The sequence below is a fragment of the Nonomuraea sp. NPDC003707 genome (assembly GCF_053587055.1).
In genome coordinates, this window is sequence record NZ_JBSFNK010000001.1 from 659,815 (window position 1) to 673,579 (window position 13,765).

Here is a 13,765-nt window from a genome sequence, read left to right on the forward strand (position 1 = left end):
CTACGGTCGGGACATCCCTCGCAACACCCATCTCATTGGAAGCATTACCTATGTCCCGACAGATCAGTTCACTTCTAGCTATCGCGGCTGTCTGCGTCACTCTGGCCCCGGCGCCCGCCTTCGCACAGGCGCCGAAGAAGGCCGCGCCGGTCGACTGCGAGCAGGTCAAGTGCCTCGCGCTGACGTTCGACGACGGGCCCGGCCAGTACGCGGGAACGCTCCTCGACACACTGAAGAAGTACGACGCGAAGGCGACGTTCTTCCTCGAGGGCCAGTACGTCAAGAGCCGCCCCGCGTTCGTCAAGCGCATGGTGGCCGAGGGCCACGAGGTCGGCAACCACAGCTACAGCCACCCCGACTTCACCAAGTCCGACGCGGGCGCCATCAGGAACGAGATCAAGAAGACCCAGGACGCGGTCAAGAAGGCTTCGGGCGTCGAGCCCAAGCTGCTGCGTCCGCCGTACGGGCTGGCCGACCTGCAGGTCGCCGACGTCGCCACGGAGTTCGGCATGCCGATGATCCTGTGGACCGCCGGCTCCGAGGACTGGTCCAGCAAGAACGTCGACGCCATCAAGAAGAAGACCATGGAGGTCGCGCAGCCCAACGGCATCATCCTGATGCACGACTGGGTGAAGCAGACCGTGGACGCGATGCCGGCCCTCATCAAGTCGCTCCAGAAGAAGGGCTACCACCTCGTGACGGTGTCCGACATCGTCAAGCAGCAGAACCTGCAGCCCGGCGACATCTTCCCGGTTCCCGCCGGCTGGGAGAAGTGAGTATCGTTCGCGTCTAACCGAACGATGCTCTGGAGGGGTGCTCATGACGTTCGCGAATTGGGCGCGTAACCAGTCGGGCACCCCTGCCGAGGTGCGTACGCCGGCCTCGGTCGAGGACGTCGTACGCGCCGTGCGGGACGCCGCCGCCTCCGGGCGGCGGGTCCGCATGGTGGGCACGGGCCACTCCTTCACGGGGGTGGCCCTCACCGACGGCGTCATGCTGCGCCCCGGCGCGCTCACCGGGATCAGGTCATGGGGCGACGACCGCGTGACCGTGCTGGCCGGCACCCCGCTCCGCGTGCTGAACGAGCTGCTCGACGAGCGCGGCCTGGCCCTGGCCAACATGGGCGACATCACCGAGCAGACCGTCGCGGGAGCGATCCAGACCGGCACGCACGGCACCGGCCGCGACAGCGGCGGCCTCGCCGACCAGGTCGCCGAGCTGGAGCTGGTGCTGGCCGACGGCTCGGTGACGACGGCCGGGCCGGGCGAGGACCTGTTCGACGCGGCCAGGGTCGGGCTGGGGGCGCTCGGGGTGCTGACGGCCGTGACGCTCCGGGTGGAGCCCGCGTTCCTGCTGCACAACCGGCGGCGCAGGCTGTCCCTCAGCGAGGTGCTCGGCTCGCTCGACGAGCTGACCTCGGCGAACGAACACCTCGACTTCTTCTGGCTGCCGCACACCGACGCCTGCCTGGTCAAGACCAACAACCGCAGCCCGGGCCCGGCCCGGCCGCCGGGCGCGTTGCGGCACTGGCTGGACAACGTCTTCCTGGAGAACACCGTCTTCGGCGCGGCCTGCGCGCTCGGGGGCCGCTTCCCCGACCTGATCCCGCGGATCAACGCCGTCAGCGCGGCGGCGCTCGGCGACTCGGAGTCGGTGGACACGTCGTACAAGGTCTTCACGGCGCGGCGGGACGTGCGCTTCCTCGAGATGGAGTACGCGGTGCCGCGCGAACGCCTCGGCCAGGCGCTGCGCGAGACCAGGGACCTGATCGACCGGATGGACTGGAAGATCACTTTCCCGGTGGAGGTGCGGGTCACGCCGCCCAGCGACGCGTGGCTGTCCACCGCGTACGGGCGGTCGTCGGCGTACATCGCGTGCCACATCTACCGGCCGACGCCGAACCCCGCGTACTTCGAGGGCGTGGAGGAGATCATGACGCGGCTGGACGGGCGGCCGCACTGGGGCAAGCTGCACACCAGGGACGCTTCCTACCTGAACAAGGTCTATCCCCGCTTCGCGGACTTCACGGCCCTGCGCGACCAGCTCGACCCGGGGCGCCTATTCGGCAATGAGTACCTGGATCTAGTGCTCGGCTAACGCATCGTTAGGTAAAGAGCTTGCTCGAAAACGTGTCCTGGGATCCGCGCGGGCCTCGTGGCGGGCATCCTCGTAACTCGTGCCCCGACGACTCGGCCTGCCCTCCGTGTACCTCGCCGCGGCCGTGGCCACCGCCGCCACGACCGCCGTTCCTCTCGCCATGACGCCCGCGTCAGGACTCGCCCTGCGGCCCGCCCCCACCGAGCCCACCCGGCCCTTCATCGTCACGGCACGCAGCCGCGGCGCCGCCCGCGATCTCGTCGGCGAGGTGCGGTGGCGGGTGCGGCGCTATTACACCGCCGCACTACCCGGGTTCGCCACCTTCCTCACCGCCGCCGAACTGGTCGAGCTCCGGTCGGACCCGCGCGTGCTCGCGGTCGAGCCCGACCGCGAGATCCGCCCCATGGCGCTCGGGAAATCCCGCCCGCGCTCCCACTGGGCCACCGGCGCCGGCGCCACCGTGTACGTCGTGGACAGCGGCCTGGACGCGGCCCGGGCCGAGCTCGGCGACCGGGCCTGGCGCGCCTTCGACGCCACCGGCGGCACCGGGCACGACTGCGCGGGCCACGGCACCGAGGCCGCGCGGCGCGTCAACGTCATGGCGCCGAAGGCCCGGATCGCCTCCGTGCGGGTGCTCGGCTGCGCCGGCTACGGCACCCTGGCAGATCTGCTCGCCGGGCTGGACTGGATCGGCAGGCACGCCCACGGCCCCTCCGTCGCGAACCTGGCCGTCGACGGGTCCGACTCCCCCGCGCTCGACGCCGCCACGCGGTCGCTGGTGCGGTCGGGCGTCTTCGTGGTCGGCGCGGCGTCCTCCGGCGCCTGCCGGGCCGTGCCCGGCGCTCAGGCCTTCTCCGCTCACGCCCCGTATCTGGCCGGGGTCGCCGCCCAATACCTGGAGCGCCATCCTGGCGCCGCCCCATCCGTTCTGGCCTCTTGGCTCAAGTGCACGACACCACGCGCCGCGATTCGTCAGAATCCGTCAGGGGCCTCTAACCTCCACTTGCACAACGGCGGGCTCTAGAGGGATGGATTCGACAAATGTGACCGGCGTCACACCGTCCCGGGAGTATCCCAGGAAGGCGATGTTCGGACATGCCGGGTACGGTGCTGGCAGGCAACCGGCACACGCGAGAGACTCAAGGGTCCGGGGGAAGAATGGCGACGCTGACGAAGGGACTCGCATGCAGGAGCTCCGACTCGTCGCGGTGAGTGAGGACGGCACCTATCTCGTGCTGGCTACTGCCGGGCGAGGTACGCGCTTCACGCTTCCCGTGGACGACCGGCTCCGTGCTGCCGTCCGCGGCAACTTCTCCCGTCTCGGCCAGTACGAGATCGAAGTGGAGAGTCCGTTGCGCCCCAAGGAGATCCAGGCTCGCATCCGCGCCGGAGAGACGGCGGAGGAGATAGCCGCGACTGCCGGGATCCCGGTCGAGCGTGTCCGCTGGTTCGAGGGTCCGGTGCTGCAGGAGCGGGAGTACGTCGCCCAGCAGGCGCAACGTGTGGCCGTCCGGATGCCCGGTGAGTCGGCGCCCGGGCCCACCCTGGGCGACCTCGTCGCCGAGCGGCTGACCAGGCGGGGCGTGCCCACCGACGAGATCGACTGGGACTCCGCCAAGCGCGACGACGGGCTGTGGCGCGTCAAGCTCGGCTACGTGTGGAACGGTCACACGCGCCACGCCGAATGGCTGTTCGACCCGCGCAAGCGGCACGTGACGCCCCATGACGACGAGGCCATGCGGCTGTCGTCGGCCGACTTCGACCCGGATCCCGTCGTCGTGGAGGACACGACGGTGACGCCGTTCACGCCGCGGGTGGCCAAGCTGCAGCCGGTGCCGCCGCTCGCCTCCGACCCGCTGCCGTTCCCGTCGGTGGTGCGCCGCGAGCCGGAGGAGCCGGCGGTCGGCTACAACTCGCCGCCCAGGTCGCCGGAGACGGCGTACGGCCGCGCCCCGGAGGCGGCGCCCCCGTTCGAGCGGGGCGCGCCTCCACGTGAGCCTGACACCTCCAGAGAGGTGTCTTACGACACGCCCGACCCCGGCGAGCACTACCGGCCGGAGCCGCCCGCCCGGGAGACCGGCTATGCCCGCCCCGGCGACACCTCGTCCCGCCGCGGCGGGTCTTCGCCGTGGCTGCCCGACTTCGGCTCCGGCCGTCCTGGCGGGCGCGAGGCCGACTCCTCCATCTACGCCCCTGCCGACACTCCCGGCACGCCCGCGGACTCCCGCACCTCACCGCCGCCCGCCGTCGAGGAGCCGCCCGCCCAGGAGCGCCCGGTGGCCTGGCGCGAGCAGAGCCCTGCCCCGCAGGCCCCCGCACCGTCCCAGCCCGCCGCGGCCACACCGCCCACGCCCCAGCCCCGGCCTACCACCGAGCCCCACCACCAGCCCACCACCCACGACCAGCACACCACCCCGGCCCAGCCCGCGCCCCAGGCCCAGCCCGCAGCCCAGGCTCAGCCCGCTGCTGAGACCCAGCCCGGCGCTGACGCCCAGTTCGCCGCTGAAGCCCAGCGTGTCGGCCAGGGCCAGGCGAGCGCCGCCGTGGAGTCGCCCGCGCAGCCCGAGGCCGCAACGCCCGCTGCGGTGGAGCGGCCTGCCGCACCGGAGCCGTCCACGGAGCCCGCTCAGGACGCCCACTCCGCCGCGACCACCGAGCCGACGCCGGCCACCGAGCCAGCGACACTCGCGGAGCCGACCACGGTCAGCGAGCCCGCGGCATCCGCGGAGCCGACCCCCGTCGCCGAGCCCACGGCGACCACGGAGCCGAGCGCAGCCGCCGAGCCCACGGCGACCACGGAGCCGAGCGCAGCCGCCGAGCCCACGGCGACCACGGAGCCGACCGCGATCACCGAGCCCGCAGCGACCTCCGAGCCGACCGCAGTCAGCGAGCCCGCAGCTGTCTCCGAGCCGACGGCAGTCACCCAGCCCGCGGCATCCGCGGAGCCGACCGCAGTCGCCGAGCCGGTGGTTGCCTCGGAGTCGGCGGCATCTGCGGCGCCGGTGGTGTCCGCGGAGCCGACCCCGGTCACCGAGTCGGCACCAGTCACGGAGCCGGTCACTTCTTCGGCCACCGAGCCGGTCGCGTCCTCGGCCACCGAGCCGGACACGTCGTCGGCCGGCGAGCCGGTCGCCTCGGCCAGTGACGCCGAGCCCACTCCTGAGCCCGCACCCGCGCCGGTCTCCGAGGCCGTCTCCGCGCCCGCCGACGCGCCCGCCGACGCGCCCGCCGATGGGGACACCACACCCACCACGGACGCCCAGGCCGCCGACGCCGTAAAGGCCGAGACGTCCAAGCCAGCGGCAGACGCGCCCACCGCCGAGCCGACGGTCGCCATGCCCGAGCAGAAGGCGACCCAGGCCGTACCGGACGCCCAGCCGCAGCCCGAGGCGACCCCTGAGGTCGCCACAACGGAGGCCGCCAGCACCCCCACAACGGAGGCCGCGAGCACTGCTGCGACGGAGCCTGCCGAGGCCGCCGCGCCGGAGCCCACGGCTCAGCCCGCTGCGCCGAAGCCCGAGAGCGCGGCCGAGCCCGAGCAGCCCGCTCAGGAGGCCAAGCCGCCGGCGCCCGCTCCCAAGCCCAAGCCCACGGAGCCCAAGACCGCCCCGGCGGTCCCGGCGGCGCGGTCCGGCAAGGACGCGCCCAAGGAGGAGCCGCCCGTGCCGGTGCCGTCTCCCCCGCCCGCTCCGGCGGCCCGCCAGGCGCGCAAGGGTTCGCGGGGCCGCCGCGCCTCGGTCCCGACCTGGGACGAGATCATGTTCGGCGCCCGCCGCCAGGACTGACCCGCCCCAGGCGCGGAGACCGACCTCGGCGGCCCACCGCCAGCCACGGTGCCACGACCTCAGCGGCACCACACCGGCGCGAGGGCCGTGACGAAGGCCGGGGCCTCCCGGTCCGCCGCCGAGGGAAGAGGGATCGATGCCTCGGCACGAACTTCCCGGTGCACCGCACAGAGGAGAGGGACCGGGGGCTCGGGCGGTGCCGGGGGTCAGGCCGTGGGCGGTGTGCCGGGGGACTCGAGGAAGGGGGCGAGCCACTCCGGCGTCACCTCACCGGGGAACGCCGCCCCCTGGGCCACCGACACGTCGATCGCCGAGTAGCCCCCCTTGCCCGCCCCGACCCCGGCGATCAGCGTGAGCACTCCGGCCCGCCGCTGGAACCACGTCTGCCGCAGCCGCCACCCCACCACGGCCCGGCGTTCGATCACGGCGTGGGAGCGCCGCAGCGACCCCGACCGCACCGCCACGCGTACGCCGTCGTAGCCGTGCCCCAGTGACCGGTACCGGTCGAGCCCGAGCGGAACCCCGGCCCCGGCCAGCAGCAGCGCGAGCACCAGCAGGACCCACCAGAGGATCATCCCCGTCGCCCAGATCCCCACGGCGCTCGCCACCGCCGGCACGGCCCACGGGAAGACGGCGCGGAACAGGCGGCGGTTGCGCGCCACGGGCGGGTGGCGGCGGAGTTCGGCCTGGTGGGGGCCGATGGCCTCCGCGGTCACCTGGTACGCCACGGCCCGGGGCACGTCGGGCAGAAGTTGCCCGCGCGTCTCGGAGTCGCCGAGCCCCGTGACGATGGCCCAGGCCCGTACGACCCCGGCCCAGCGTTCGGCGAGCCCGTCCACGATCTCGTAGCCGCGCACCCGGGCGGACTCCAGCGACACGCTGCGCCGGTTGATCAGCCCTCGTTCGGCGACCAGGTAGCCGTCGCGGTGCTTGAGCTTGAAGTCCCAGTTGAAGACCGCGTACATCAGCCCGCCCACGACCGGCATCGCCAGCACGAGCAGCACCGCCACGGCCACCAGCAGGTAGGGATGGTCCCAGACCCATTCGCCGGCGCTCCAGGCGGCGTCCTGGTCGAGGCCCAGGTCGTCGCCCCACTGGAACGCCAGGCCCACGGCGCCGCCCGCGAGGGCGAAGGGGGTGAGCAGGTACGCGCCGGACAGCGGCCCGTACAGCAGCCACTTCCGCGGCACCCCGATGATCACCCGCTCGTGAGGGACCGCCGCCTCGGACACCTGCGCCTCGGGCCGGGGCGCGCGCCGCAGCAGCACCGACTTGAGGCGGTCGGCCTCCTCCGGCGTGACCCCGTCGAGCTCGGCCTCCTCGTCGCCGCCGCTGGCCCCGGTGTCGATCTTGAGCACGGTCAGGCCGAGCAGGCGGTGCAGGGGCGGCGTGGACACGTCGACGCCACGGATCCGCTCAAGCGGGATGGTACGGACGGAACGGCTGATCAGCGACCGCTTGGTCTCCAGCCGGTCGCCGACGATCTCGTAGCTGAAGGTGGCCCACCTGATGATCGCGAACACCACGGTGCCCGCCACGCCCAGGGCCGCCCATACGTACGAGTGGGCCGAGAACCCGCCCACGAACAGCACGCCGACGAGGGGCAGGAGGAGGGAGGGCAGCATGCGTACGGGGTCGATGAGCAGCACCTTGGGGCTCAACCGCAGCGGCACCCGGACCGGAGGACCCGGCGGCCCTCCCATCGGGCCGGGCGGACCGCTCCACTGCTCGGATGCCTGCCCGCTCCCATCGCCGCCGCCCGGGTGCGCGACCCAGGGCGGAGCGCCGTCCCGGGGGTACGGCTGCGGAGGACCGGCAAGAGGACGCGGCTCGCTCAGAGGCGGAGGACCAGGGTCGCTTCGAGGGGCGGGATCCGGCTGAGGACGCGGGTCGCTCCAAGAGGGCTGAGGGGGCGGGTCGCCTTGCGGGTGGTGGGGGTCGGTCATGTCGCGTCGTCCCTGAGCGCCTCGGCGCGGTGCGCGAGCTGCTCGGCGAGCCCGGCCGCCACCGCGTAGTCCAGACCCTTGATCGTCGAGGACCCGGCGTGGGACGCGGTACGGATCTCGAGCGTGGCCAGCCCGAGCAGCCGCTCCATCCACCCTTGCCCCTTGTCGACCGTCTGGATGCGGCTCACAGGCACGAACACCCACTCCCTGGTCAAGAACCCCGACCTGGCGTAGACGACGTCCCCTGAGAGCTCCCAGCGGTGCACGGCGTACCGTACGAACGGCTCGGCCACCAGGAACGGCGCCGTCAGCAGCACGACCGCGGCCGGCAGCAGCCATGAGTTGTCCGCGAACCAGCCGGGCACCCACGACCAGCCGCTCCCGCCCACCCACCGCGCCACCAGAAGCGAGCCGCCGAGGAAGAACACGAAGGCGACCAGCGATTCGAGCAGCCACAGGCGGACGGCTTTCGGCGAGACGCGGTTCGCCGGATCGCGCAGTGGGCCAGTTGACGTCACAAGGCCAGCTTAGGGCGCGCGGAGGCGGGGCGATCAGCCCGCGAGCCGCCAAAGATCGACCGAGATCCTCGGCGTGTCGGCCGTCGCGCCCCTCCGCCCCGGTGCCATGCTCGGTGGCGGCCGGCCGCAGGCTGTCGAGCTTGGCCACGTCGGCGGCGCCACGTACGTGCCAACCAGGCTCGGCCAGCGCATGACCGCACCACCGCGCAAGCGCCTCACGCAACGTGGCAGCCGCCGTCACCCGCTCGAACCACCACCGGCCGTGACTCCCGGTCCCCGACCACCGCGCCACCGGCCGTCGCGCCGGCACCCCTCACCCCGCGAACCACCACCGCCCGATTCGGGCCACCAGAGCCGCCCGAATCACCACGAGCTCCTACATCCAGGGGCCAATACGGCGCACCTGGTTTTTGCCGCATCACCGCGACCGAAAACGCTGTCCGTTTTGTCGGATCCGGGCGCATGACTCCACCCCCGTCCCACCGCATCGAACCAGCAGGCCAGGCCGGGTCCCGAGGCGCGACCCGATTCCGGTCCCCCAACAGACACGCAGGCCACTCCTGTGGCCAACGTCACTCCACGGATCCCGCGATTCTGACCCGTTTCGGATCCTTTACCGAGCACCGACCATCGAGAAACGGTCTGCGCACCGCCGAGAGCCGCGTAGCATCGTCCGGCATGGGGCTGTGTAACGCGGCAACACGCATGCGACGCATCACCGTCAGTGTGACGGCGGTGACTGCGGCGTTCGCGTTGGCCGGTTGCGGCAGCTTCATCGGCAGATCTCAGGCCAAGGACATCGCGGAGATCAACGTCTCGAGCCCGGAGTTGGGGGAAGGCAAGCCGCTCCCCGCCGAATACTCCTGCCGGGGTGGCGAGGGCAGTCCTCCGCTGCGCTGGTCGAGCCAACCGTTGTCCGAGGCGAAGTCGATCGCGATCGTGGTCGACTCCCACACACCGTCCGATTCGGCCGTCAACTGGGTGCTCTACAACATCCCGGCGACCACGACCGAGCTGGGGCCCAACGCCGCGGCGGACCCGCCCGAAGGGTCCGGCCAGGCGAAGGTCACCGGCGGCAAGGAGGGCTATGAGCCGCCTTGCACAAGCCCGGGCAGCTATCGCTTCACCGTCTACACGTTGAACGGACGGGTCGACCTCAAGCAGGGTGACGAGCTCCCCGACATCCTGAAGGAGATCGCGGACAAGACGATCGCCCGGGGTCGGCTCACAGCGGTCGACATCCAGTGAGAGAGCGATCACAGCAGGTAGTCCGGTGTACCTATTCTTCACGTAGGGTGTGACAACGCTCATAGTGGTCCGACACAATCAGATCCAATCGTTAGGCACTGGTGATCAAAGGGGGCAGGTCGCGTCGATGGCCGCGCGATCTCACCGGCGCCGAAGGGAGGCCATGGCTTTGAGGGTGGTGCAATGATCGCGGTCGTAGTGAGCTTGGTCGCCGTCGTGCTCCTCGTGCTCGTCGTCGTGGCACTGGGCATGCGTTCCATGAGCCGCCGGGAGAGCTCTCTCCCTCCGGAACGCCTGAAGGAGATGGCCGAGAAGGAGGAGAGGACCCAGACGCGGTCCACCGACGAGTTCGCCTCGCATGAGCCTCGCATGGCCAATTTCAGCCCCGATTTCAGCCCCATCGGCGAGCGGGAGCCCAAACCGGTGCGCACCGGTCAGCGTGGCAGGCGCGGCGTCGACGAGTGGGGCAACCCGAGCACGGATGACGACGACGAGGAGTTCTGGGCCAACATCCGCAGCGACGCGGAAGAGGGCGGCTTCGGCGCGGGTGGCACCGTGGCGGCCAGGAAGGCCTCCTCCCGTCCGGTCGAGCGTGAGAAGCCCGCCGAGCGCCCCGCGGCCCCCAAGCGCCAGGAGCGCACCGCGAAGCCGCGGCCCGCTGCCGCCGCCGTCGACCCCGACGCGACCACCGTCCAGGCCCCCCTGCCGCAGCGCCAGCCGGCCTCCGCCGCGGCCAACCTCGCCGACCTGGTGGAGCCCGCCAAGCGCCCCGCTCCGTCCCAGTCGGAGATGGCCGACCAGCGTACGGTGACGTTCGCGGCCCCCACGGCCGACGTGATGAGCATCCTGGGCGCGGGCGCCCAGCCGGTCCCCTCCCCCCGCCCCGACTCCCTGTCGTCCAACAACTCGCCCAGGAGCGGCACCGGCTCCTTCCCGGCGGCCCCCGCCGCCAACGGCACCTTCCCGGCCAGCCCCGTGAGCCAGCCCGGCGGGAGCGGCGCCTACCCCGCCACCCCCTCCTCGAGCGGCTCCTTCCCCGCCCAGCCGGCCCCCATCCACGGCGCGCCCACGAGCGACCCGTTCCCCGCCTACAACAACGCGGCCGAGACCACCTGGACCAACCCGCCCGCGACGCCCTCCTCGTCCGGCTCCTGGCCCGCGCAGCCCGACATCCTCGACGACCCCGCCCCCGCCGCCGGTTACGGCTCGGGGACGTCCTGGCCGGCGTTCGAGCAGCCCGCCGCGCGCTCCTCCTACCCCGCCTCGTACGAGGTGCGCTCCGGTTGGGCCGTGGCCGACGACACCGACCCGCTCACCGGCCCCTCCCCCGCCACCGGCACCCCGACCGTGCCCGGCAGGGCGGTCTCGGCCTACGACGACGTGCTGTCCACGTCGACTCCGGTGCCTCCGACGCCACAGGGCGCGCCGTTCGCGTACGAGACGGGCGACATCACCACCGCCCCGGCCGCCGCCTGGCCGGAGCCGCCGTCGAGCGCGACCTCGTGGCCGACGTACGGCTCCCAGAACGGCAACGACGGCGGCAACCACCGTCGCGGGTCCGACCAGGAACACCCGCACGACTACTACCGGTGAACGCACGCGCCCATTAATGGGTAAAACCAGCGTGAGACACACCTAAAGCAGGGTCGACGGAGCAATAGGGTTTGCTCCATGATCCCCGACACGAAGAGTAGCTGGCTGAGCACCCTCCGGCATGACGTGCCAGCCTCGCTCGTGGTTTTCCTCGTCGCGGTGCCCCTGTCCCTGGGCATCGCGATGGCCTCCGGCGCGCCACTGGCCGCCGGTCTGATCGCCGCCGTGGTCGGCGGGATCGTGGCGGGCGTCCTGGGCGGCTCCGCCGTTCAGGTCAGCGGACCCGCCGCCGGGTTGTCGCTGGTGGTCGTGGATCTCGTGCAGACGTACGGATGGCGCGCCACCTGCATGATCACCCTGCTGGCGGGCGCCGTACAGCTCCTGCTGGGCGTGTTCAAGGCGGCTAGGGCGGCACTCGCGGTGTCGCCGGCGGTCATCCACGGCATGCTGGCGGCCGTCGGCGTGATCATCGCCCTCTCCCAGCTCCACGTGGTGCTGGGTGGCAGCTCGCAGCGTTCGGCCGTGGCCAACCTGATCGAGCTGCCCGGCCAGATCGCGAACCTGCACGGCCACAAGGTCGCCGTCGGCCTGCTCACGATCACGGTGCTGGCGCTGTGGACGCGGCTGCCCAAGCGGGTCAAGGTCGTGCCCGCGCCACTGGTGGCGCTGGTCGTGGCGGCGGTGACGGCGTGGGTGTTCGAATGGGACGTCACGCGCGTGGACCTGTCCCACAGCGTCACCGAGTGGGCCTTCCCGGTCCTGCCGCACGGCGACTGGCACCTGATCGTGGGGGCGGTGCTGCTGGTGGCGCTGCTGGCCGGGTGCGAGTCGCTGCTGTGCTGCGTGGCGGTGGACGGGATGCACGGCGGCCGCCGCGCCGACCTCGACCAGGAGCTGACCGGCCAAGGCGTCGCGAACATGGTCACCGGCGCCCTCGGCGGCCTGCCGGTGGCGGGGGTGATCGTGCGCAGCACCGCGAACGTGCAGGCTGGCGCGCACACCCGCTGGTCGGCGATCCTGCACGGGGTGTGGGTGCTGGTGTTCGCGATCGGGTTCGGCTGGACGATCAAGCTGATCCCGCTGGAGGCGCTGGCCGCGTTGCTGGTGTTCATCGGCGTGCAGATGGTGAACCTCGGTCACATCAGGAAGGTGCACGGCCACGGCGAGGTGCCCGTCTACGTGGTGACGATGCTCACCGTCATCGCGCTCGGGCTCGCCGAGGGCGTCGTGGTGGGGCTGATCCTGGCCGCGCTGCTCGCGCTGCGCCGCCTGACCTGGGTCACGGTCCTGAAGCGCGACGGCGGCGACGGGCGGCTGCACGTGACGGTGTCCGGTTCGCTGACGTTCCTGGGCGTGCCCAGGCTCACGCACGAACTGCGGACGATCGCCCCGGCCACCGCCGTGGACCTCGACCTGAACATCGACTTCATGGACAACGCCGCCTTCGAGGCCATCCACTCCTGGCGGCTGGACCACGAGCGCATGGGCGGCACGGTCGACATCGACGAGCTGCACGACGAGTGGTACACGCTGGCGGCCAGCGGCGCGCGCATGTTCCCGGTGAAGTCGCCGCCCAAGGTGCCGGACCGCTGGTGGCTGCCGTGGTCGCACCGCCGTCATCCCGTCCGTCCCTCGGCTCCCGACTCCACCGAGGCGGAGTGCCTGCTGACGGCGGGGGCGCGCGAGTTCCACCGGCGTACGGCGCCGCTGGTCCGGCCCATCTTCACCGAGCTGGCCCGCAAGCAGCAGCCCTCGCACCTGTTCATCACGTGCGCCGACTCCCGGATCGTGCCCAGCCTCATCACCGCGAGCGGGCCCGGAGACCTGTTCACGGTGCGCAACATCGGCAACCTGGTGCCGCGCCGGGGTTCCGAACCGCACGACGACTCGGTGGTGGCGGCGATCGAGTACGCCACGCAGGTCCTCGGCGTACACACGATCACGGTGTGCGGGCACTCCGGGTGCGGCGCCATGGCCGGGGTGCTGAGCGGCGGGGTGCAGGCGGGCAGCCTGCCGGGGCTGAGGAGGTGGCTGCGGCACGGAAACCACAGCCTGGCCACGTTCATCGAGACCGAGGGTGACCGGCTGCACAGCGGCGCTCTGGACGTGCTGTGCCGGGTCAACGTGCAGCAGCAGCTGGAGAACCTGCGCACGTACCGGAAGGTCGACGAGCAGGTGCGCGCCGGGAAGCTGGAGCTGGTGGGGCTGTTCTTCGACATCGGCTCGGCCAGGGTGCACATGGTGCCGCCGCTGCGCCCCGCACCGGCCGAGCGGATGATGAGCTTCTGAGTAATCCTGCGCAGACGCGGCGCCGGGAGGCGGATTAGTGTCGCGGGGGCCGGCGAGGTTCTCCATATGCCCATGGCGCTCCTCGCGACGCCGGTCCTGACTCCCAGGGGCCGGAGGGGCGGAGGTGTCGATGCCTCCGCCCCTCACTTTGCGTTACATAATAACTGAATGGGTACATAGTCTCACGTAGAGTAATGAATCGCCCGAAGCAGGAGGAATGGGCGGTGACGGCACTTCGGAGAGCAGCGGTAGCCGCGGCGACGGGAATGCTCGCGGTCGCGTGCGCCGG

The 13,765-nt window shown here is 72.0% G+C and carries 9 protein-coding genes; 7 read left to right on the plus strand and 2 right to left on the minus strand.

What is annotated here, in order from left to right; all coding sequences use genetic code 11:
• The first annotated feature begins 50 nt into the window (after positions 1–50).
• The 4 genes from ACWDRB_RS03080 to sepH all read left to right on the plus strand — a co-directional run bounded on the left by ACWDRB_RS03080 (position 51) and on the right by sepH (position 5,882).
• On the plus strand, positions 51–776 hold the full coding sequence (locus ACWDRB_RS03080; RefSeq protein WP_350722907.1) for a polysaccharide deacetylase family protein: 726 nt from the start codon (positions 51–53) through the stop codon (positions 774–776).
• 43 nt (positions 777–819) lie between these two features.
• Positions 820–2,097, plus strand: coding sequence for a D-arabinono-1,4-lactone oxidase (locus ACWDRB_RS03085; protein ID WP_449891638.1), 1,278 nt, complete (start codon positions 820–822; stop codon positions 2,095–2,097).
• Between the two features lie 79 nt (positions 2,098–2,176).
• Entirely contained in the window at positions 2,177–3,121 is a 945-nt protein-coding gene (locus ACWDRB_RS03090; protein WP_449891639.1) for a protease inhibitor I9 family protein, read from the plus strand.
• A gap of 160 nt (positions 3,122–3,281) precedes the next feature.
• Positions 3,282–5,882, plus strand: a complete 2,601-nt coding sequence (gene sepH, locus ACWDRB_RS03095) for a septation protein SepH (RefSeq protein WP_449891640.1) — start codon at positions 3,282–3,284, stop codon at positions 5,880–5,882.
• 206 nt (positions 5,883–6,088) lie between these two features.
• Here the strand turns inward: sepH and ACWDRB_RS03100 are convergent, their stop codons facing one another.
• Complete coding sequence (locus ACWDRB_RS03100; protein WP_449891641.1) at positions 6,089–7,543, minus strand: PH domain-containing protein; 1,455 nt, start codon at positions 7,541–7,543, stop codon at positions 6,089–6,091.
• 281 nt (positions 7,544–7,824) lie between these two features.
• Positions 7,825–8,346: a PH domain-containing protein gene (locus ACWDRB_RS03105; RefSeq protein WP_350722916.1), complete on the minus strand. Its 522-nt coding sequence runs from the start codon at positions 8,344–8,346 to the stop codon at positions 7,825–7,827.
• A 726-nt stretch (positions 8,347–9,072) separates the two neighbouring features.
• Here ACWDRB_RS03105 and ACWDRB_RS03110 point away from each other — a divergent pair.
• The 3 genes from ACWDRB_RS03110 to ACWDRB_RS03120 all read left to right on the plus strand — a co-directional run bounded on the left by ACWDRB_RS03110 (position 9,073) and on the right by ACWDRB_RS03120 (position 13,476).
• Positions 9,073–9,594: a YbhB/YbcL family Raf kinase inhibitor-like protein gene (locus ACWDRB_RS03110; RefSeq protein WP_350722918.1), complete on the plus strand. Its 522-nt coding sequence runs from the start codon at positions 9,073–9,075 to the stop codon at positions 9,592–9,594.
• Between the two features lie 183 nt (positions 9,595–9,777).
• A complete protein-coding gene (locus ACWDRB_RS03115) occupies positions 9,778–11,187 on the plus strand; it encodes a hypothetical protein (protein WP_449891642.1) in 1,410 nt (469 codons plus the stop codon).
• Between the two features lie 78 nt (positions 11,188–11,265).
• Positions 11,266–13,476: a bifunctional SulP family inorganic anion transporter/carbonic anhydrase gene (locus ACWDRB_RS03120; protein WP_350722921.1), complete on the plus strand. Its 2,211-nt coding sequence runs from the start codon at positions 11,266–11,268 to the stop codon at positions 13,474–13,476.
• The last annotated feature ends 289 nt before the right edge of the window (positions 13,477–13,765 follow it).